We start from the raw sequence: 20,639 nt of genomic DNA, 5'->3' as shown, positions 1-20,639 counted from the left end.
ATTAATAAATAGAACAAGCAGGAGGGATTTCATTGAAAAGAGACATTCAGCATGTACCCTATGGCTATGAGCCACCAGTTGAGCAACGTAAAGGGACTTTAGTGTTTTACGATTCTTTTGAACATATAACAGATCAAGAGCTTGAAGTGGCGGCAAAAACTGCAGCAGACCGGCGTTTCACTAAACTGGTGTTATATCCACTTCATGAGGAAACGGTGCGACGGATGACCAAAGAGCCGGTGAGCGCTTATTATAAGCGAGAGGACCGGCTGCATGAATGGAAAAGAGAGCAAGGACGTAGCTTTATCACGGTAGAGAGTTTGGAAGGGAAGCGAAAAAAGTATACTCCGCTTGATTCTGCGCTGCGGCATCTTTTGGAGATCTATCCTTCGCCGATTTTTCTGTATTTAACGCCTGAGGTGGCCAATCAGTTTGCGTCTTATTCTTCTTTTGAAGAGTGGATTGTAAAGATTCGGTTATTGTTGCCAGCTGCACCTTCATCACTGCATCCACGGTTACTAAAATTTCGCCATCGCTGGGATGTTATTGGAGAAGAGAGAGATTAAGATTAACAAATTTAATTTGGGCTGCTTTGTTTACGTCTGTAATTGTACATTCTCCATTGATAATGGATAAAACATCCGATACAAAAACCTAGGATTGCCACAGTGGCAGCCACTGCAACGAGCGCTGTGAAAATGTAAGCTGCGATCGTCCAGCCAACGATGAAGCTGATCAGACCCCCTGCGAGGCAGAAGACAGCTATGCTTTGATTAAACTGTTGTTGTGACCAGTCTTCGAGTACATAGTGGGAACGCTCTTTTGTCAGAAACCTGGCAGCCAGCTTAATGATGGGATTATAACCGAACAAAAGACCGAGCAATCCGGCAAACAAGGGCAGCGCTAGTATCCAGTGTTGTCCTGTTAGCCATGTTAATATTACAGAAATGACGATAAACGCCTGATTAGTTTTTACTAATGGTCGGGCGATTCCTTTGGGCACATTTTGCATTTTATTCACACCTTTCTCATTGGAATAATTATAGTATACGCTGGGATTGGGGGAATGGGAAGTAGATAATTTCGTGCGAGAGTGGATTAGTGAGGGATGGAGAAGGTATGGAGATGGCTGGAAGCGGATGGGGAAGATGGGGCGGATGGAGGTAGGTGGAGCAGATGGAGCGAATGGGGGCAGATGGAGCTGATGGAGCTGATGGAGCAGATGGGCTGGATGGAGCAGATGGAGCAGATGGAGCAGATGGAGCTGATGGAGCAGATGGAGCAGATGGAGCAGATGGAGTAAATGGGCTGGATGGAGCAGATGGAGCAGATGGAGCAGATGGAGCTGATGGAGTAAATGGGCTGGATGGAGCAGATGGAGCAGATGGGCTGGATGGAGGCAGGTGGTAATTTATTGAGAAAATACAGATGGACATTAATAGCATCCCACCCACCTAGCATGTTACGTCCTCATCTCCTCTCGACAGCACATTGGGCCTTCTCTCCTTTACCGCATCTGGTTCACTCCATTTCCTTCAGTCCAACTGATCCACTCTATCTCCTTCACTCCATCTGATCCACTCCATCTCCTTCACTCCATCGGACTCCAGAGTCCTTATTTGCTCGAAAAGTAACCTTCTGAATGATTAACGGACCCCAATGCAGCTATGAGCACAAAAAGGAATGAAAACAGCCCGGTTTGAGTGGAATAGCGACGGTGAGGTCCGAAAATGTGTCCAAAAGCCTGATTTAGCGCAAATAGCTGCATCTGAGTCCGATAGAAATGTTAGCTTGAGAGCAAGTGTAGTACATGAAAAACAAAAGTGTGGGAGTAAGTGCGAAGCAAGGAAGTACACGGACAAATGCATGCGCGGAAATAGTATGGGACAAGTGTAATAACTAACGAAGCTAATAGCTCGATGAGAAGTAAATGTGATGAAGAAGGATGTTTGAAGTTAGGAGCTATCGGACCCCAGAGCCCTAATTTGCTCGAAATGTAACCTTTTGAAAGATTAACGGACCCCAATGCAACTATGAGCACAAAAAGGGAGGAAATCAGCTCCGTATGTGCGGAATAGCGTCGCTCAGGTCCGGAAATGTGTCCAAAAGCCCGTTTTAGCACAAATAGCTGCATCTGAGTCCAATAGGGAGGATGGAGCTAAACCAACCCAACCCAACCCAACCCAACCCAACCTCCACGATCTTCCACCAAAATTACTTTGAATTTAAGTGATTTATGTGTTGACATATCTCTTTAAAATATGGTTTTATTATGTAGACCAATTGTTATAATGCAAAGGAAGTGTCAGCTTGTCGAACAAGCCGAATACGCGTGAGGCGATTTTGGACACCGCTTCGAAATTGTTTTTTTCTCAGGGATATCATGCAACAGGACTGAATCAGATTATTAAAGACAGCGACTCGCCGAAGGGATCTCTTTATTACTACTTTCCCCACGGCAAAGAAGAACTGGCTTTAACATGTATTAACCGGACTAGTGAAGTTGTCGCTCAGAAGCTTAGACATCATATGGAGAACAGCAAGAGTGCGTCTGAGGCAATGGAGGATTTCATTCTAGGAATGGCTAAAGATGCAGTGGAATCCTCATACGAGGGGATAGTTCCGTTTAGTTTTTGGTTGGCGGCGGAAACATCCTGTATTAGTGAAGAGCTGCGGACAGCATGTAAATCTGTGTTTATGGACTTGCAGGATGTGATCAAGAAACGTCTTTTGGATGAAGGCGTAGAGAACAAGCCCGCGGCCGATATGGCTTCAGTGGTAATCTCTTTATTTGAAGGGGCGCTTCTCCAGACGCTGACTTTTCGGGATGAACAACCGCTTCTCGCGGCGGCAAAGATTATCCCAGCAATACTTGGTTAGATACAGACAAATAGACAAGATTATCAGGAGGATTAAGGGTGGAAGCAACTATGCAAGGGAATCAACAAAAAGAGGTCAAGAAGTTTAAGACTATTCCGATTCTTGTCTCTTTATTACTAGCAGGTTTTATCGGAATGTTCAGTGAAACGGCATTAAATGTTGCTTTAAGCGATCTAATGAATGTCCTACAAATTACCCCAGCAACAGCACAATGGTTGACAACAGCTTATCTGCTTACACTGGGTATATTAGTACCAATTTCGGGGATGCTGCTTCAATGGTTCTCGACGAGACAGCTGTTTATAGCGGCTTTATGTTTTTCAATCCTAGGAACATTCCTAGCAGCAGTCTCACCTAACTTTGAGTTCTTACTTACAGCAAGAGTGGTTCAAGCTATGGGAACAGCTCTTCTGTTGCCACTGATGTTTAATACAATCCTTATCATCATTGCTCCTGAAAAACGGGGGGCTGCAATGGGGATGATCGGACTGGTTATCATGGTTGCTCCGGCGATTGGACCTACCATTGCTGGACTTCTAATTGAAAGCCTCAGCTGGCACTGGATTTTCTGGTTGTCATTGCCATTCTTAGTGATTGCATTGATATTTGGGATTCTGTTCATGCAGAATGTAACAAAGGTGACGAAACCGAAAATTGATATCCTCTCCATTGTGTTATCTTCACTCGGGTTTGGCGGTATCGTGTTTGGTTTCAGCAGCGCGGGTGAAGAAGCGGGCTGGGGAAGTCCGAAAGTGATCATTGCGATCATCGTAGGTGTAGTAGCATTGTTATTGTTTGGACTTCGTCAAATGAAGATGAAGGAGCCAATGATTAATCTGCGTGCTTTTAAATATCCAATGTTCGCTATTGGTGTAGCTATGGTATTTATCTGTATGATGGTTATTCTGTCCTCCATGCTGATTCTTCCGATGTACCTTCAACAAGGACAAGGTTATACAGCTTTCAAAGCGGGTCTATTGCTGCTTCCAGGCGGAATTATAAACGGATTGATGTCCCCAATTATGGGTCGTATGTTTGATAAATACGGTCCGAAATGGCTCGTTATTCCAGGTCTGATTATTGCAGCGGTAGCCTTGTGGTTCTTCTCCAGTATTAGTGTAGCTTCTACGGTTGTGTTCGTAATCGTACTTCACAGTACGCTTATGATTGGTATTTCGATGGTATTTATGCCGGCACAAACAAATGGTATTAACCAGTTACCACTAGAGCTATATCCAGATGGTACAGCTATCATGAATACACTGCAGCAGGTTGCTGGTGCAATTGGTACTGCATTAGCAGTCAGCATTATGTCCGCGGGTTCAAAAAGCTATATGAAAACTGTAGAGAACCCAGCAGATCCAGCTAATATGTTACCTGCGTTTACGAACGGTGTACAAAATGCTTTTATTTTCGGAATGAGTATGGCGATTGTAGGACTAATTCTTGCTTTCTTCATAAAAAGAGTAGTTGTTAATCATAAAATGAATACTCCAATGCATTAATAATTAGAGGAATTCGATTAAAAGGAGTGCTAACTGGCAACAGTTCTAGCACTCCTTTTTTGTCGTCAATCATTGTGTCCATTCCATCATATATACTCGTTTTAATTCCACGTTAAGGATCACGATACAGTAGCTATCATCATCTTTTTCTTATAGTAATATAATCCACTTTCTTCGAGTTCTATAAGGTTCGCCCAAAATAATTTTTCGTATTTGGCTTTTTCATTTGGATAAATGGCCATCACGGAATCTTTGAAGCTTGATATTCTCTCTTTTAAGGGGTCAATGGATTCAACATTGAGGGGATGCCAAAATGCTGCGTCTTTGATTTCTATGAATTGCTTTTCGTTGTAATTTAATACGTAATAGCTTTCGCCATCCCCATGGAAACTGGGTGGACTTTCAAATATCACTTTTGACTCTGTAGGTTTAGAGATCGCTATTCCCCAATTTATCTTCCACGCCTCATAATAGGTCAAAGAATTGTTATGGAGCATATATCCAACGAAAATAACTTTGAAAAGAACGAAAAACTCCAGATGGCTATTGTTGTTTTTTGCATGGTAGATCTCCTCAAAATGTCGCTTGTATTACCATTATTATACATGGGAGAGTGGGGAATAGGGATGGAATAAGGGGGGGGGAATAAGAGGAACTTTACATACATAGATTTACGATGTATAGTTGTCCTAGGTATAAAAGGATAAATAATATTCATGTATACAGATATTAGTCATTGGACGAAGAAGCAAATCAACGGTATAAATCCCGTAGAATGAGCCGAATCCGGACCGAGGAAGCAAATCAACGGTATAAATCCCGTAGATTAAGCCCACGCCGGCCCGGGGGTGCAAATCAACGGTATAAATCCCGTAGATTAAGCCCACGCCGGCCCAGGGGTGCAAATCAACGGTATAAATCCCGTAGATTAAGCCCACGCCGGCCCGGGGGTGCAAATCAACGGTATAAATCCCGTAGAATGAGCCGAATCCGGTCCAAGGATGCAGATCAACTACTATGATGAGTGAAATTTGTTTAGTGGATCAGATACATCCACGCCAATTGTAAAGTTTAGAATTTAGGAGGTGTTAGCCGTTGAAAGTAAGTAAAGAGATGCTGAAGGGCAGTACGGGTACGTTGATTCTGACTCTTTTACTGGAGAAGCCATTATATGGTTATGAGTTAATCAAAGCACTGGAGCTGAGATCTCAGGGTGTTTTTTCATTAAAAGAAGGAACCTTGTATCCGATTCTGCATGCGATGGAAAGTGAGCGCTGGGTGGAGGCTTACTGGATGGAGGTAGAAGGAAGGAAGCGTAAGTACTATAGAATCCTGGATGAAGGTAAAGAGAAACTCAAGGAGAAAAAAGCAGAATGGGTTATGTTCAAAGGTGCAGTTGACTCCGTTCTGGGAGAGGGTGGTGTATGATGAAAGAGAGGCAGCAGCAATTTTTGGATGTAGTGTGTGCAGAGATTAAAGCGAAAAAAACTCACCCAGAGATACGTCAAGAATTAGCTAGTCATCTAGAAGATTTAATTTGTGAAAAAGAAGCCGACGGTGTATCACGGGAAGAAGCCATAGCTTGGGCGATCGAACAAATGGGGAGCCCGCAAACGTTAGGGAAGGAACTTCATCTAATACATAAACCACATGTACCTTGGGGATTGTTTGGAGTTGTAGCTTTGTTATCCGCGATCAGTCTGATCGGAATGAGTTCTGTGGATGTAGGCTACAGTGATATCGTTAAGGGTTCTTTTTTGGATAATGCGTTTAGACGCCAAGCGATAAATATACTCATTGGAATTGTATTGATGTTTGGATTGTATTTTATCGATTTCAGAAAGCTGAAAAGTTTCTCGTGGGTATTATACGGAACATCAATAGCCGGAATTCTGTCGAGTATATTCTGGGGGATAACAATAAATGGAGTGAATTATGGTCCTAGGATTTTTTTGATCTTACCTGATATGACATCCTATCGTCCTTATGTATTGATAGTCGCGTTAGCAGGGATTTTAGTGAATCGTAAGGAATCGGCTAAAAAGAAAACTTGGCGGAGTGGTTTGTTCAACATAAGCATTCTGTTAGCACCTGCCTTGCTTCTTATCTCTTTAAACTCTCTTCCAGAGCTTGTGGTGTATCTAATTTCTTCATTAGTATTATATGTATGGATTACTCGCGATTGGATTAAGAGTGTAGTATTATTAGGATTCTTTGTAATAGTTGGACTAATGTTCATCTTCAATAGCGACTACCTGATGGTCAGAATCATTAGTGCTATAAATCCCTCTTTAGATCCAGACGGTTATGGCTATATATACCAAGTAATGCGTGAAGTTATTAGTTCAGCGGGTTGGTGGGGGCACGGATTCGGAGCAGTAGAACAAAAGCTGCCGTATGTCTACTCAGATATGTTGCCTGTCTATCTTATTCATTGTTTTGGTTGGGCGGGGGCACTGCTTTTGCTGGCAGTTATCTCCTGGTTCTTCATCAAGCTTCTATCTACGATACGAGCGATTCGTGAGCCCTATGGACAAGCTCTAGTGTTGGGTTTGGCATTTTTGCTAGCGATAAGACTAACCTATGGTCTTGCTATTTTGAGCGGTGGAATGATGCTGACTTCTATCCCGTTCCCTTTCCTGAGCTATGGGAGTCATGTGTGGTTTGAATATGCGGCTATTGGACTTCTGATGGGTATTTATCGTAGGAAGGACATTGGAGGCGTCCAGGATAATACTGTACTAAGTTAGATTCAGGATCCTCTCGTATGTCTAATTATTAAGTATGAATACTTAAGGGAGGTCTTTTAATGGGATGGAAAAAAACAGGCTTGTTAAGTGTTGCCTTTGCCCTAGGCTCTATGGGAGGGTTTGGGAGTATACATACAACAGATACTGTAGCTGCCGCAACTGTGAAAGAATCTGCAAAAGTCTATAATCAATTCCAACAATATGTACAGAAGCCGGCATCTCTGGCTAACGCCCGGAATTATTTGATTAACCATATCAAAGAAGTGGATACCTGGACAGCAACTCAAATGACACTCCAGCTCGAAAATGCACAGAAGGCATATTTACCTGTGTACTCTGAGAAGGTTTTTCCGGAGAATGTTCAGAAAGAGATAAATAATGCTTTTTCCAAAAGCAAAAATCTAACCTACAGCACACTCCTTAATGCGATCAAAGATGCTAATGTGCGCAATATGTTAATTGAAGGACGGGATAAGGGATATAAGCTGGAGACTAGTGAGGGCATGTACTATCCAGTGATGCATTATGAGGGCTTCAAAAGCTTTAAGCCATATGTCACGAAGGACATCGCAGCTTACATTGACATCATGGCCACTGAATCGAATCAACCAAGTGTTTTTGATGCAGCTATTGTGATTAGTTGGACAGAGTTAACGAACAGGGCGCTTGCACTGGAGGATTTTGTGACGAAATATCCAGCTTCCAATCGGTCAACCGTTCTTCAAAAAGAGCTGCTCAATGCAACTTCACGCTTATTATATGGATCAAGCAACACACCAGCTTATGACTATGATGAGCAAGTAATCAAACCTGAAGTGAAAAAGGCGTATGAGAATGCATTAAAAGGAAACAAAGGCGACACCAGAATCCTAATGATTTTAGAAAAACTACTACAGTTACTTGATTCCACGAATAATAAACTCACACCTGAAGTGGAGAAATTTCTGAATCAAACGGTTAATTCGAAATGAAGAGGCGGGATGTATTGAGAACCGGATTTAGAGGAACAAAAATCATAGTTTTCGCATTTGTGCTGTTGTTATGGACAAACACTATTGTTATGGGCAGCGCAGATGCAGCTTACGTTGGATCATCTACAGACAATGTACTGCAGCAAATGCAGCTGGAGAAGAAAAACAGTCTGCCGCAAGGATTTGTCTATTTGGATGAAGTAATTCCTACTGCTCAATTTGAGATTCGTTATTACGGAGACAATAATTTTGTAGGGAAGCGGATTGATGGATATAAAGCGCCTTTAGCGATCTTTTCACAGACTGCAGCTACAGCCTTGAAGGCAGTAAGTGAGGATTTAGCCAAAAAAGGATATATCCTAAAAATCTATGATGCTTATCGTCCGCAGACCGCGGTGAATCATTTTGTAAGATGGTCACAGAATTCCGCGGATACTAAGATGAAGCAGCAATATTACCCGCTACTGGATAAACGTAATTTATTCAAACTCGGATTTATAGCGAAAAAATCAGGACATTCCCGTGGCAGTACCATCGATTTAACGATCGTCAATAAAGAGACCGGTGTAGATGTAGATATGGGCAGCCCGTTTGATTTTTTCGGAGATATCTCTTTTTATGATACATCGTTAATCACCAAGACTCAGAAAGCAAATCGCGCAATTCTCAAAGAGGTTATGGTGAAGCAAGGCTTTAAACCTTATAGTAAGGAATGGTGGCATTTTACGCTGATAAAAGAACCTTTTCCTAAGCAGTATTTTGACTTCAAAGTGGAATAGTTATTTAAAAGAAGCGGCCCAACATAATGTTGAACGGCTTCTTTTTTTTGCTTGTCTTGATTATCATTAGGATTAGCACATGCTGGAAACGCACATAATACTTGTAATAGATAAAAGGGAGGTTTCGAACGGATGATCAAAATGGCAGCGGTTGTTGTGTTAGGTGTTCTATTTTTAACTAATGGATTTGGTGGATTTGCCGCTCCAACAGTATGGGCAGACTCCGGCCAGGTTAGCGTAATTTTGAATGGTAAAGTACTGGATACTGATCCCCATTCAGCCTTCAACAAGGGTTCCACAGTCATGATTCCGCTCAGAGAGGCTTCTAATGCATTGAAATATAAAACAACATATCAAAAAAGTTCAGAAACTATAACACTAACAAGGATAAATGAAATAATTAAATGGAAGCTTAACGAACATTTGGTTAGCATCAATGATACACAAGAGTTGTTTTTTAAAGATGATATCGAATTCAGAGAGGATCATATCTACGTTCCAATCTCTTTTTTTAAGACTATTGGTTTAGTAACCATATATGATGGTGATTCCAATCAAGTTGAAGTGTATACCCCTGAAGTGACAGCGAGCGTTATAGCGGGGTTACTGGTCGGCGGTAAATATAATGAATTATCGGAGCGATATCATTATGATGTGGTCGTAAATAAGCAGAGCTTAAATGGATTACTGGAAGACTGGAAGCAAATTACGGTAAAAGCCGGGAATTATCATGGGATTAAATCTACAAAAAGTAGCTATAACGAGGATCAATTTTCTATTCGCTGTGTATTGGATTTTGCAGAGACAGAGATTCCACTTGAAATTATATTGAACACATCGGGCAAAATTATAGAATTAAGAGAGACGCTCTAATCGGAAAATGATTCCATGATGACTATGCACATTTCCCAAGCGAGAAGATTTAAGGGGATTATGCATAGTCTTTTTGCTGTTCTAATATACATTTCAAGATAATTTCTGAAGGGTATCGTAAACTCGATGTGTTTTTAATGGGAAAAATGGTTTTATTTGTTGACTTCGAGATTCATCGAATGTAAATTAAAATTTGAAATAATCAATAAAGCATTTAATTAAATTAGAGAAATGAGTGGAGTACTGGATGACAAAAACTATGACTGGAATGAGTACTGCAGAAGATCAACCCTTTTCGTTAAAAGCAATCATCCCCCCGCTTCTTGCTATTATTGTCGGTATGATTATGGTTATTCTGGATGGTACTGTTGTGAATGTGGCCGTTCCCAAGCTGGTTAATTATTTTGCTTCCGATCTCAAAACGATTCAGTGGGCGATTACGGGTTATACTTTAGCTTTAGCGGCTGTAATCCCACTCGCGGGCTGGATGACCGATCGTTTTGGATCGAAACAAGTTTTTCTGGCAACTCTTACGATGTTTATTCTTGGCTCTATGTTATGTTCGGTTGCACAAAGCTCATCTCAGCTCATTATTTTTCGAGTCATTCAAGGTCTTGGCGGGGGGATGGTTGCTCCCATTGGGATGGCGATGGTTTTTAAATTAGCTCCAGTAGAACGTCGAGGTTCTATTATGGGGATGCTTGGTATTCCAATGCTCTTAGCTCCGGCACTCGGTCCAGTCTTATCCGGTTGGCTGGTGGAGTACGTAAGCTGGCACTGGATCTTTCTGATTAATGTACCTATTGGAATCGTTGGCATTATTCTTGGTGTTAAATATTTGCCGAAGTCTGAAAAAAAGAGCAAAGGCAAACTCGATATCCTAGGCATTATCCTTGCCCCAATTGCCTTCTCTATGTTGGCTTATGGGGTGAATGAAGGCGGTGGAACAAGCTGGTCGTCTACTCCCGCTATCGTTGGCTTATCTGTTGGAGGGGTTGCATTGATCCTTCTTGTCATTGTGGAGCTGCTTCACAAAAATCCGCTTTTACAACTGCGAGTTTTCCGTTCGTCGGATTTCACTAGGGGTATTATTTTAACTTGGGTTATGCAAGCTGCTTTGTTTGGGTCCATGTTATTTGTGCCCCTTTACCTGCAGCAGATTCGAAGCTATACCCCGCTGGAAACCGGTCTGATTCTACTTCCGCAGGCTTTAGCTTCAGCAATCGGAATGCCGATTGGCGGTAGGTTGTTTGATAAGATCGGGGCTCGTCCGCTGGCGTTTGTTGGACTTAGTATCATTACGGTCACCTTGTTCCTGTTATCCGGAATTAGTGTTACAACAAATTTATCGTTAATTATGACATACCTGGGTTTCTTAGGTTTTGGTATGGGTCTAACGATGATGCCTTTGAATACTCATGTCTTGAATGCTGCTCCACGTGAATGGGTGGGAAGTGTAACTTCACTTACTGCTGCTGCTCAACAAGTCGTTGTTTCATTTGCTATAGCTGGAATGACAGGTTACCTGACTAGTCAGATCGCTGTTCATATGGGAGCACTGAAAGCGGGAAGTAATCCTTTGACAGCCGCAGTTAGTGGTTTTGATGATGTGTTCTTCCTGTCTGGCTGCATAGGTGTGGTAGGTGTATTAATGAGTATTATTTTGCGCAAGCCTAAGCTTTCCGCTGGCGATCCTTCCTCTGGAGAGGGACAGAAGGCAGATGCGGCGATGATGATGGGGCATTAATTGAACCAATAAACATAGAAAAGGCGTCGTTCAGCTTGTATAGTTGAACGACGCCTTTATTGTTATAAATGCTCTGGTTTCTTCTGAGCCCACGATGCGGGGAGTGTTGCTTTACCAAGCAATTCAGAAGCCACGATTCCGAGCAGAACAAGCGCTGCGCCAGCATAACCCTGCATCGATAACTTCTCAGCAGCGAACCAATAACCAAACATCGCAGCGAAGACCGGCTCAAGGGAGAAGATTAGTCCGGTGCGGGTCGGTGAAGTATATTTTTGAGCAATAGGTTGCAGGATGAAGCCACAGGCACTGCATAAGATACCAAGCGCAAGAATTGCAGTCCAACCTGGCAAAGTAGACGGTAGCGCAGGTGTCTCGAAGAGTGCGGACAACACTAAGGCCAACCCTCCGGCAAATCCTAACTGCAAGATTCCGATATTCAGGGAATCACATTCTTTTACCGCCTTGCCTGTAAATAAGATCTGTACCGCATAGAACACTGCCGAAAGGATACACAGGAAATCACCCGGCTGAATAGTTAAGGTTGCATTTAAGGTAAGGAGTCCAATCCCGGCTATGGCGAGGATGGAGCCGAACACTTGTGGAGGTGCAACTCTTTTTTTGAAAATAACTCGATCCAAGATCGGTACAAAAATAACCGTCAACGCAACTAGAAATCCTGCGTTTGAGGTGGTGGTTGTTTGAAGTCCGAAGGTTATACATGTGAATACGCCGAGCAGGAGGAATCCGAGTAGGGCGCCATATTTTAATGTTTTGATGTCTACTCGTCTTAATCGTTTGTGGAATATCATAGCGGCTAATATAAAAGCAAGTCCGAAGCGCAGTGCAATCAGATTGAATTCGCCTAACGTACCTAACCCCATTTTCATAAATATGTAGGAGGAGCCCCAAAATAATGTTACAACTAACAGCAGCAGCTCAGCTTTGAGCGGTTTCATCTCTTCATCCATCCTTCTTCATTTTCAACTCAATATAGTATAATACGGCTCTATACATAAGGTAACTGAATGTTTATCATAGAATACATGAGTAAAACTTATGCAATTTATAAGGGTGGGAACAGAGGTTGAGCATTAATAAATATGAGATTTTTCTGAAAGTTGTGGAGCTAGGCAGCTTAACAAAAGCAGCAGATGTACTGGGTTTTACGCAATCCGGAATTAGTCACACCATTAGCAGCTTGGAGATGGAGTTTGGGTTCGCGTTATTAATTAGAAATAGATCCGGTGTGAAATTGACGGTAAACGGAGAACAAGTTCTGCAGCCTATCCGTGAAATCTTGAAGTGGAACGAGAAATTGAAGCAGGAGGTAGCGGACATCCACGGGCTAGAGATTGGCACGATTACCATCGGTACGTTCACCAGTGTGTCTGTGCATTGGCTGCCAGGGATGATTAAGCAATTTCGCAGTGAATACCCTTATATAGAAATCAAGCTGATGGAAGGCGGTTATTTGGAGGTTGAGCAATGGATAGAGGCTGGAGTGATCGACTGCGGTTTTATTTCACTGCCTACACGTGAGAAGTTTGATGTAATTCCTTTAAAAAAAGACCGGATGTTAGGGATTGTATCTAAAGAGAATCCGCTAAGCACGGAGCCCTTTCTTTCCTTATCGCAAATTGCTAAGGAGGATTTCATTATCCCGAAAGCAGGTTCGGATTATGATGTTAGACGTGTGCTGGATAAGGCGGGGATTAAACCAAATGTTAAATTCTCTGCGGGTGATGACTATGCCATTATGTCTATGGTGGAGAAGGGGCTTGGGATTAGTATTTTGCCAGAGCTTGTCTTAACCCGGCAAAATTATAATGTAGCCATGTTAGAATTAGAGGAACGAAGTTTCAGATCGTTAGGAATTGCTGTCCACTCTATGAAATACGCTTCTCCCGTCACCAAAAAATTTCTAAAGCATGTGCAAGTGTGGCTGAAAGATAACGCCTAAATAAATACGTCAAAAAATAAGAAACTGATACCTCTTCAACGTTAGGGGAATCAGTTTTTTTTAGATACTTAGTTGTTTTTTAGAAAAAGGGTAATACATACGGGCCTCTGTAATCGATTTTAAGGGGTTTTCGTTAATTATATGTATATCTCCATTATTGTGTAGTTATAACGGCAATGTGATGGATTTTAGGGATGTTAAAATGCGCGTTTGTTCTCTATCGATATCTGTTTTTTAGCGAATGATATGTTATAATTAGAAGAGTGGGAAAAAGAAATGTATTCCAGATGATCTGTCTATGTGATGATTTTATACACAATTACGGATGGATGAGATTAGGAGGGGGATAAACGATTGTCCGTTACAATAATTACACTAGTCGTAGTAGCAGTATTTATAGGTGCCTTGATGAGAACCATGTTTGGTTTTGGTGAAGCGATTGTGAGCATGCCACTGCTTGCACTGCTCCCGATTCCTATACATACCTCAGTTTCTTTGATTGGATTGGCAGGCCTCACGGTTGCCTCACTTACAGTTGTGAGTGGGTGGCGGCATATAGAACGACCTATTCTGATTCGATTAGCACTCTCAACAGTGATAGGAATTCCTGTAGGACTAGTTATGCTTTATTTAGCACCTGCAAGTGTAATTATGACTGGACTTGGTATATTTTTGATTGTTTATGGAGTTTATTCAGTGATTAAGAAGAGAATAGTTAAGACGATCGATCATCCCTTGCTTAAGGCAAAAGGCTGGGTGTATCCCTTCGGATTCGCTTCGGGTGTACTTGGCGGTGCTTATAACTTTAATGGTGTCCCGGTCGTGATCTATGGTACTTTACGACAGTGGAATCCTGATCGCTTTCGGGGTACGTTGCAAGCTCATTTTCTTATTTCTGGTGTACTTGTTGTAACTGGTCATGCTATCGGGGGATTGTGGACTACGGATGCTCTTGTTCTTTATGGATATTCTATTCCAGCAATTATCTTAGCTACAGTGCTCGGTGTATATGTGAATAAACGTATTCCTGCTAAGAAATTTGAGAGTTACTTATTTCTGATTATCATTTTACTTGGTGTCCTATTGCTAGTACCTCGCGGATAGTTGAAAAGAAATAGAAAGACGTTCTTCTCCTTAGTGTATACGAACGTCTTTTAAATTTATCCAATCTTAGGGTTGACGAAGAGCCTTGTTCATGAGAAAATGTACGCGCGTACATTAAATGAATGCGTTTTCGAATAGTATATTGAACGAGGCTAAATGTCACTGTTCATAACCTATGAGAAGGAGGAATTTATATCGCCAGCCGTAAAGAGGTTGCCGAGCTTGCAGGTGTGTCAGAAGCCACAGTATCTCGCGTGTTAAATAACGTTGGCCCGATTAAGGAAGAAACGAAGGAACGTGTGTTGGCAGCTGCTCTGAAGCTAGGCTATACCCCTAGTTCACTCGCTCAGAGCTTTGCACGTAGACGGAGCGGGAACTTGGGTGTAGTGATGCCTTATTTGCCGAAAGCCCGCTTGTTCTCCACTTATTATTTTTCGGAAATATTAAGTGGAATAGGGAGCAAGGCGCGAGAAGAGGGTTATGATCTGTTAATGCTGTTTCGGAATGCCGAAGAGCCAATGGATTATAGCGGGTTGTTTAAGATGCGGAAGATCGATGCTTGCATTGTGCTTGGCGCTAAAGAAGAGCCAGGTGAGCTAGCCTCACTCCGCCGTTTGAAGGAAGAAAACCATCCTTTTTGTCTGATTAATCAGCATTTTGCAGGGGAAGCTTTTCACGAGGTGGATGCCGATCATGTCGAAGGAAGCTGGCAAGCGGCTAAACACTTACTGGAACAAGGTTTTACGAGGATTGCTTTTCTAAATGGGCCTGAATCTTATTCCAACAGCCGAGATCGTCTAACGGGGTATGCCCGCGCTTTGGCAGAGGTGAATCTTTCTGTAGATTCTTCACTTTTGTTCGAAGGTAACTTCAGCCGGAAAAGCGGGATTATAGCTGCCAAAGAAATGTTGCCTCTGCTGGATGAGATTGATGCGATTATGGTCGCCAATGATCGGATGGCCATTGGTTTGCAGCAAGGGCTGCAGGAGCTAGGAATACCAAGGGATCGCCTGCCAGCTATTGTGGGTTATGATGATTCGGAAGCTGCGGAGCTTACCACACCTGCATTAAGCAGTGTGCGGGTTCCCTTTTACGAACTAGGTGAACTTGCCGCAGCCCAAATCATTGAATTGCTGGGAAACAATCTGGCAGATATACCCGCACCAGCCGTACAGATCAAATTACCGACAGAACTAGTTATACGAGCTTCATCTAAATCTATCAACACTTAGGAGGAATAAGATGAAACAGCTTCGCATTGGAATGATCGGTTATAAATTTATGGGTAAAGCCCACAGTAATGCTTATCGCAGTTTGCCTATGTTTTTCCCGAAAGCGCTTAAACCGGAAATGTCTGTAATCTGTGGACGTAATAGTGAAGCGCTTGAAGAAGCTGCATCGCAGTTAGGCTGGGCGGATTGTGTTACGGATTGGAAGGATCTGATCGCTCGAGAGGATATTGATCTTATAGATATTAATGCTCCCAGCAACGCGCACAAGGAGATAGCTTTGGCAGCAGCCAAAGCAGGTAAACATATTTTTTGTGAAAAACCACTTGCGCTGACCTTGGCAGATTCCCGTGAAATGCTGCAAGCTGCTGAAGACGCGGGAGTTACACATATGGTTGGTTTTAATTATCGCTTTTCTCCGGCAGTTCGACTGGCTAAGAAGCTCATAGAGAGTGGGCGTCTGGGAAAGATTTATCATTTTCGGGCTTGGTTTCTACAAGATTGGATAATAGATCCGGATTTCCCTTTAGTATGGAGACTGCAGAAGGATATCGCCGGTTCAGGTTCGCATGGAGATTTGGGGGCGCATCTTATAGATTTGGCTCATTTCTTAGTAGGCGATATGAAGGAAGTAATCGGCATGAGCGAGACCTTCATAAAAGAGCGTCCGCTTGCCGCTGAAATGACTGGTTTAAGCGCTAAAGGAGATAAAGATGCACCCAAGGGTAAGGTTACCGTTGACGATGCCACCTTGTTTTTAGCCCGTTTTGATAATGGTGCTCTGGGCAGCTTTGAAGCTACAAGATTCGCAGCGGGTCATCGCTCTACCAATTCTTTTGAGATCAATGGGAGTCTTGGTAGTGTGAAATTCGACTTCGAACGTATGAATGAATTAGAAGTTTATTTGACCTCGGATGCCGAGGATGTACAAGGTTTTCGCCGTGTGCTGGCGACCGATCCTGCTCATGAGTATGCAGAGGCTTGGTGGCCGCCTGGTCATACGATTGGTTTTGAACATACGTTTATTCACGAAATGCTGGAGCTTTCTAACGCAATTGAAGAAGGTCGTCAGCCAGAACCAAATTTCAATGATGGAGTGAAATGCCAAGCGGTGTTAGAGGCTGTAGAACGTTCTATTGATGAACGCCGTTGGGTCGATTTATCCGAAATGTAATCTAACCTTAGAAGGAGTGCTGAAAATGAGAAAAGCATTGATTGTTTGGGGCGGTTGGGATGGTCATGAGCCTGAGCAGGTAGCTGATATAATCGCTAAAATGTTGCAAGAGGAACAGTTTGAAGTTGAAGTATCAAATACTCTGGAGGCTTTTGCTGATGCAGATAAGCTTCTTGGACTAGATTTGATCGTGCCGGTATGGACAATGGGCACAATCGAGCAGGAACTTGTGAATAATGTCTCAGCAGCTGTACAGCATGGAACAGGTCTTGCCGGTTGCCATGGCGGGATGTGTGATTCTTTTCGTAATAATGTAGATTGGCAGTTTATGACGGGTGGACAATGGGTAGCTCATCCTGGTAATGACGGCGTTAACTATACCGTAGAGATTTGTCAAAGCTCAACTCCTCTGGTAGAAGGATTAGAAGATTTCAGCATTTGCTCAGAGCAATATTATCTTCATGTAGATCCAGCTGTTGAAGTTCTTGCTACGACTCGTTTTCCAGTAGTTGAAGGGCCTCATTCGTATAATAAGGCTGTTGATATGCCAGTAGCTTGGACAAAACGTTGGGGCTTGGGCAGAGTTTATTATAATTCACTCGGGCATCATGCGGACATTGTAGATCAGCCGCAAGTGCGTGAAATGATGCGCAGAGGATTAATATGGGCAGCTGAAGGTAAAGCGCAGGCATTGTCCAATGTTATGGAGGTTAGTAATAGCTATAGTGGAATGGCAGACAGTCAATAAATTCTGGGAGCGATCAGCGAATGGATAAAGTCAAAGTTGGTATTATTGGATGCGGTAAAATCAGTAGTATCTATATGGAGAACTGTCAAAAGTTTGAGATCCTTGATCTAGTTGCATGTGCGGATTTAGATTTGGTAAGAGCACAAGAACAAGCGGATAAATACAATATTCCAAACGTCTATACCACAGAACAATTACTGAATGATCCAGAGATAGAAATCGTAATCAACTTAACGATACCAGCTGTTCATGCGGAAGTATGCCTGAAAGCTATTGAAGCGGGTAAACATGTATACGTTGAGAAACCTCTAGCTGTGACGAGAGAAGAAGGACGCAAAGTTCTGACTGCGGCGCGGGAAAAGGGAGTACTTGTGGGCAGTGCACCGGAGACGTTCTTCGGAGCGGGAATTCAAACGGTTTTGAAGCTGATAGATGAAGGAGTAATTGGCGAACCTGTTGCAGCTACTTCGTTTATGCTGGGCCGTGGACATGAGCATTGGCATCCAGATCCGGAATTTTATTATGCCGCTGGTGGAGGTCCAATGTTCGATATGGGTCCTTACTATTTGACGGCTTTGGTGCAGCTGCTGGGTCCTATTCATACGGTTAGCGGAATGACTGGGAAAGCGCTGGAAGAACGTACGATTACAAGCGAGAAGAAATTTGGGAATAAAATTCCTGTTCAAATTCCAACTCACGTAGCCGGAACCTTGCGATTTGAAAATGGTGCCATTGCAACGTTGATTACAAGCTTTGATATCTTTGGCGGGAGCAACCTGCCGCATATAGAAATCTACGGAACGCTAGGAACGATTCAAGTTCCAGACCCGAATAACTTTGGGGGTCCCGTGAAACTCCGGCTTATGGGTGAGAATGAGTGGACGGAACAGCCGTTGTTGTCCGGGTATGATCAGAATACCCGCGGGATTGGACCAGCAGATATGGCTTACGCCATTCGAACGGGTAGAGGGCATCGTGCCAGTGGAGAACTGGCTTATCACGTATTAGAAGCAATGTGGGCTTTCCATGATTCTTCTGATGCTCATTCATTCTACGAAATGGAAAGCACCTGCACTCGTCCTGCGGCACTTCCAATCGGTCTTGCTCCTTACACTTTGGATTAGAGAATTCTTCCTGAATCTGCAACCTATCACTTCCGGTCTTCGTTTGAGAAGATGAAGAGTGGAGGTGTTAATAGGATGCGTAAGATAATTATTGGTTGGATATGGATTCCCGTTGTTATTTTGTTAATCAGTGGCTGTTCAGAGGCTCAACAAGCGAATAAGGAGCCGGTTCCTACTCCTGTAATTAGTTCAGAACCACAAATTCTAGCTTCTAAGAACCCTGCAATGGATGATCCAGGCGAGGTTAAGACTTTCTTATCTGCTCAGAAGATTCCTAACGGAGATATTTATCTGCAAGATAACAAGGTTCATATTAACATTGTAGGTTTGAACTCGGAGATTGAGCAGAGCTTTGCTCAGGCTTTCACTGCAGGTACTTATGAGCTTCATGATGTGAAATATACAATGCAAGAGTTATTAGCTGCTCAAGAATTGTTGCATGAACAAGAACTCTACCAGAAGCTGAATCTCTACGGCTCTGGTGTAGATACGATTGGCAATAAAGTAACTATTACCATTCCGTCTGATGATGCGGAAGCAGCCAAGCTTGAAATTGAAAAGTGGATCGATCCAGAGATGTTGACCTATGATATTTCAGAAATAGGTGATCCACATGTAGTGGGTACAATCGTTGAGATCGACACTAAACAGGCAAAGCGGATACTAATCCTTGAACCTGGAAACGAAGATCCATCTTACTGGTTCACAATCAATGCGAAATCTGAAATGTTTAATGAAGCTGGAGAGACCATCAGCTTTAAGGATTTGCAGGTTGGACAGCTGGTTAAGTTATGGAATACAGGGATGGTGCTGGAATCTTTTCCCGCGCTTGCGAGTGTGCGGAGAATGGAGCTAGCAGTTACTGAATAATCTAATAGACCCGTCAACAGGTAGCAAGTGCTCCACGCATTTGAACAGTAGATGGAAAGTGAGGGTGCTCTAACCCTCACTTTTTCTTAATTAGGAATAGTATACTTTTTCTACTTTGTATAATGTATGCTCGATTGTTGGACAGAGATTGGCATCTACTTTGTAATATTTAACTCGAAAATATAAACTTTTCAAAAAATTCTTTATATTATTTTTTTGTTTAAAGGCAGGAAGAAATTCTGGAGTTTTCTCCACATCACCAAAACTTCGAATCCATTGCTCTACATAAGTCTGACTAAGCATTTTTCTATCTAAAACACTCATTAAGGATCTTACCATTCGCTCATCTTCCCCATCGGAGTATATTCGATCTGTTATGGTCATCTTTTCGTAAACCAAATCGAGGATAGTTATAAGGTCATTTTTATCCAGTTCTGAACATTGAGCCAATTCATCTAAAGTATCTGCTGCATGGGCTATGGCATGAGCCCAGCCTTTTTCTTCGTCATACCCCCGGTAATCGCGCTCATTTTGCACACTGCAAAATACCTTCTCCTTTATCTGATGAATTTGCTCTCTTGAGAGAAATGGTGATTCTTTATGCCTCATGAAGAGGAGTGGGATGACTAGCATAGAGAAAGATCTGGTAAAGACAGAGTCTGCATTGGTTTCGCCAAGCTTAAAATGCAAATGGTTTTTATCCAAGATAACGGGTATAAGGTGCTCCAGTTCGTTTGTAGTTAGAGCATTACCTGGGATCCAATGTGATAAGGTTGTATAAATTAGCTCATCCCGTAGTTGGGCATCTAAAGAACCAATGTTATTTATCATTTCTTGTACCAACTGGATTGTATCGGGAGGTGCTTGGTAATCATTTTCTTTTATGCATATCAGCGTTTCTTTTAAATTCATTTTACATGCTCCT

At 42.6% G+C, this 20,639-nt stretch carries 22 protein-coding genes; 17 read left to right on the top strand and 5 right to left on the bottom strand.

What is annotated here, in order from left to right:
- Positions 1-32 precede the first annotated feature (32 nt).
- A complete protein-coding gene (locus NST45_RS13570) occupies positions 33-566 on the top strand; it encodes a hypothetical protein (RefSeq protein ID WP_339825905.1) in 534 nt (177 codons plus the stop codon).
- An 11-nt stretch (positions 567-577) separates the two neighbouring features.
- Here NST45_RS13570 and NST45_RS13565 read toward each other — a convergent pair whose 3' ends face one another.
- The gene (locus NST45_RS13565; protein ID WP_036686729.1) at positions 578-1,012 is read right to left on the bottom strand and encodes a DUF4395 domain-containing protein; all 435 of its coding nucleotides are present in this window, start codon (positions 1,010-1,012) and stop codon (positions 578-580) included.
- A gap of 173 nt (positions 1,013-1,185) precedes the next feature.
- On the opposite strand from NST45_RS13565, the gene NST45_RS13560 reads away from it, so the two are divergent.
- From NST45_RS13560 to NST45_RS13550, 3 genes are all read left to right on the top strand, one after another.
- Positions 1,186-1,410 carry a hypothetical protein gene (locus NST45_RS13560; RefSeq protein ID WP_339825902.1) on the top strand — a complete coding sequence of 75 codons (225 nt, stop codon included), beginning with the start codon at positions 1,186-1,188 and terminating at the stop codon, positions 1,408-1,410.
- 900 nt (positions 1,411-2,310) lie between these two features.
- Positions 2,311-2,880 carry a TetR/AcrR family transcriptional regulator gene (locus NST45_RS13555; protein WP_076107125.1) on the top strand — a complete coding sequence of 190 codons (570 nt, stop codon included), beginning with the start codon at positions 2,311-2,313 and terminating at the stop codon, positions 2,878-2,880.
- A 50-nt stretch (positions 2,881-2,930) separates the two neighbouring features.
- Positions 2,931-4,385 (top strand): DHA2 family efflux MFS transporter permease subunit, encoded by a 1,455-nt coding sequence (locus NST45_RS13550; RefSeq protein WP_036685000.1) that lies wholly within the window; start codon positions 2,931-2,933, stop codon positions 4,383-4,385.
- Between the two features lie 119 nt (positions 4,386-4,504).
- Here the strand turns inward: NST45_RS13550 and NST45_RS13545 are convergent, their stop codons facing one another.
- Entirely contained in the window at positions 4,505-4,798 is a 294-nt protein-coding gene (locus NST45_RS13545; RefSeq protein WP_076274006.1) for a hypothetical protein, read from the bottom strand.
- A 276-nt stretch (positions 4,799-5,074) separates the two neighbouring features.
- The gene (locus tag NST45_RS13540; protein WP_339825899.1) at positions 5,075-5,341 is read right to left on the bottom strand and encodes a hypothetical protein; all 267 of its coding nucleotides are present in this window, start codon (positions 5,339-5,341) and stop codon (positions 5,075-5,077) included.
- A gap of 139 nt (positions 5,342-5,480) precedes the next feature.
- Between NST45_RS13540 and NST45_RS13535 the strand changes: the two genes are divergently transcribed.
- From NST45_RS13535 to NST45_RS13510, 6 genes are all read left to right on the top strand, one after another.
- Positions 5,481-5,813 (top strand): PadR family transcriptional regulator, encoded by a 333-nt coding sequence (locus NST45_RS13535; protein WP_076141697.1) that lies wholly within the window; start codon positions 5,481-5,483, stop codon positions 5,811-5,813.
- A complete protein-coding gene (locus NST45_RS13530; protein WP_076141696.1) occupies positions 5,810-7,135 on the top strand; it encodes an FtsW/RodA/SpoVE family cell cycle protein in 1,326 nt (441 codons plus the stop codon). The genes NST45_RS13535 and NST45_RS13530 overlap by 4 nt, the downstream gene beginning before the upstream one ends.
- 59 nt (positions 7,136-7,194) lie before the next feature.
- Positions 7,195-8,106 (top strand): hypothetical protein, encoded by a 912-nt coding sequence (locus tag NST45_RS13525; protein WP_052097010.1) that lies wholly within the window; start codon positions 7,195-7,197, stop codon positions 8,104-8,106.
- Positions 8,107-8,120: 14 nt separating this feature from the next.
- Complete coding sequence (locus NST45_RS13520) at positions 8,121-8,885, top strand: M15 family metallopeptidase (RefSeq protein WP_197740346.1); 765 nt, start codon at positions 8,121-8,123, stop codon at positions 8,883-8,885.
- Between the two features lie 132 nt (positions 8,886-9,017).
- On the top strand, positions 9,018-9,758 hold the full coding sequence (locus NST45_RS13515) for a copper amine oxidase N-terminal domain-containing protein (protein ID WP_076099343.1): 741 nt from the start codon (positions 9,018-9,020) through the stop codon (positions 9,756-9,758).
- A gap of 247 nt (positions 9,759-10,005) precedes the next feature.
- Positions 10,006-11,505, top strand: coding sequence for an MDR family MFS transporter (locus NST45_RS13510; RefSeq protein ID WP_080742485.1), 1,500 nt, complete (start codon positions 10,006-10,008; stop codon positions 11,503-11,505).
- 62 nt (positions 11,506-11,567) lie between these two features.
- On the opposite strand, the gene NST45_RS13505 is transcribed toward NST45_RS13510, so the two are convergent.
- Complete coding sequence (locus NST45_RS13505) at positions 11,568-12,461, bottom strand: DMT family transporter (protein ID WP_076213250.1); 894 nt, start codon at positions 12,459-12,461, stop codon at positions 11,568-11,570.
- A 128-nt stretch (positions 12,462-12,589) separates the two neighbouring features.
- Between NST45_RS13505 and NST45_RS13500 the strand changes: the two genes are divergently transcribed.
- The 7 genes from NST45_RS13500 to NST45_RS13470 all read left to right on the top strand — a co-directional run bounded on the left by NST45_RS13500 (position 12,590) and on the right by NST45_RS13470 (position 19,714).
- Complete coding sequence (locus NST45_RS13500; protein ID WP_076141694.1) at positions 12,590-13,465, top strand: LysR substrate-binding domain-containing protein; 876 nt, start codon at positions 12,590-12,592, stop codon at positions 13,463-13,465.
- 354 nt (positions 13,466-13,819) lie between these two features.
- The gene (locus tag NST45_RS13495) at positions 13,820-14,569 is read left to right on the top strand and encodes a sulfite exporter TauE/SafE family protein (RefSeq protein WP_076105574.1); all 750 of its coding nucleotides are present in this window, start codon (positions 13,820-13,822) and stop codon (positions 14,567-14,569) included.
- A 188-nt stretch (positions 14,570-14,757) separates the two neighbouring features.
- On the top strand, positions 14,758-15,801 hold the full coding sequence (locus tag NST45_RS13490; protein WP_036678305.1) for a LacI family DNA-binding transcriptional regulator: 1,044 nt from the start codon (positions 14,758-14,760) through the stop codon (positions 15,799-15,801).
- Positions 15,802-15,811: 10 nt separating this feature from the next.
- Positions 15,812-16,972: a Gfo/Idh/MocA family oxidoreductase gene (locus NST45_RS13485; RefSeq protein ID WP_038570692.1), complete on the top strand. Its 1,161-nt coding sequence runs from the start codon at positions 15,812-15,814 to the stop codon at positions 16,970-16,972.
- Between the two features lie 25 nt (positions 16,973-16,997).
- Positions 16,998-17,720: a ThuA domain-containing protein gene (locus tag NST45_RS13480; protein ID WP_339825891.1), complete on the top strand. Its 723-nt coding sequence runs from the start codon at positions 16,998-17,000 to the stop codon at positions 17,718-17,720.
- Between the two features lie 20 nt (positions 17,721-17,740).
- Positions 17,741-18,844: a Gfo/Idh/MocA family oxidoreductase gene (locus tag NST45_RS13475; RefSeq protein ID WP_076141693.1), complete on the top strand. Its 1,104-nt coding sequence runs from the start codon at positions 17,741-17,743 to the stop codon at positions 18,842-18,844.
- 75 nt (positions 18,845-18,919) lie between these two features.
- The gene (locus tag NST45_RS13470) at positions 18,920-19,714 is read left to right on the top strand and encodes a hypothetical protein (protein WP_076141692.1); all 795 of its coding nucleotides are present in this window, start codon (positions 18,920-18,922) and stop codon (positions 19,712-19,714) included.
- Between the two features lie 90 nt (positions 19,715-19,804).
- Here NST45_RS13470 and NST45_RS13465 read toward each other — a convergent pair whose 3' ends face one another.
- Positions 19,805-20,626, bottom strand: coding sequence for a DUF2785 domain-containing protein (locus NST45_RS13465; protein ID WP_076141691.1), 822 nt, complete (start codon positions 20,624-20,626; stop codon positions 19,805-19,807).
- Positions 20,627-20,639: the final 13 nt, after the last annotated feature.

The sequence above is a fragment of the Paenibacillus sp. FSL R7-0163 genome, assembly GCF_037969975.1.
Classification (GTDB): domain Bacteria; phylum Bacillota; class Bacilli; order Paenibacillales; family Paenibacillaceae; genus Paenibacillus_AQ; species Paenibacillus_AQ odorifer.
This window is presented reverse-complemented; position numbering and strand designations above follow the sequence as displayed.

Excerpts from the sequence above, each read along its gene's own strand:
- NST45_RS13565 (WP_036686729.1), bottom strand. The coding sequence starts at position 1,012 with ATGCAAAATGTGCCCAAAGGAATCGCCCGACCATTAGTAAAAACTAAT.
- NST45_RS13560 (WP_339825902.1), top strand. The coding sequence starts at position 1,186 with ATGGGGGCAGATGGAGCTGATGGAGCTGATGGAGCAGATGGGCTGGAT.
- NST45_RS13550 (WP_036685000.1), top strand. The coding sequence starts at position 2,931 with ATGCAAGGGAATCAACAAAAAGAGGTCAAGAAGTTTAAGACTATTCCG.
- NST45_RS13530 (WP_076141696.1), top strand. The coding sequence starts at position 5,810 with ATGATGAAAGAGAGGCAGCAGCAATTTTTGGATGTAGTGTGTGCAGAG.
- NST45_RS13525 (WP_052097010.1), top strand. The coding sequence starts at position 7,195 with ATGGGATGGAAAAAAACAGGCTTGTTAAGTGTTGCCTTTGCCCTAGGC.
- NST45_RS13515 (WP_076099343.1), top strand. The coding sequence starts at position 9,018 with ATGATCAAAATGGCAGCGGTTGTTGTGTTAGGTGTTCTATTTTTAACT.
- NST45_RS13510 (WP_080742485.1), top strand. The coding sequence starts at position 10,006 with ATGACAAAAACTATGACTGGAATGAGTACTGCAGAAGATCAACCCTTT.
- NST45_RS13505 (WP_076213250.1), bottom strand. The coding sequence starts at position 12,461 with ATGAAACCGCTCAAAGCTGAGCTGCTGCTGTTAGTTGTAACATTATTT.
- NST45_RS13485 (WP_038570692.1), top strand. The coding sequence starts at position 15,812 with ATGAAACAGCTTCGCATTGGAATGATCGGTTATAAATTTATGGGTAAA.
- NST45_RS13480 (WP_339825891.1), top strand. The coding sequence starts at position 16,998 with ATGAGAAAAGCATTGATTGTTTGGGGCGGTTGGGATGGTCATGAGCCT.
- NST45_RS13475 (WP_076141693.1), top strand. The coding sequence starts at position 17,741 with ATGGATAAAGTCAAAGTTGGTATTATTGGATGCGGTAAAATCAGTAGT.
- NST45_RS13470 (WP_076141692.1), top strand. The coding sequence starts at position 18,920 with ATGCGTAAGATAATTATTGGTTGGATATGGATTCCCGTTGTTATTTTG.
- NST45_RS13465 (WP_076141691.1), bottom strand. The coding sequence starts at position 20,626 with ATGAATTTAAAAGAAACGCTGATATGCATAAAAGAAAATGATTACCAA.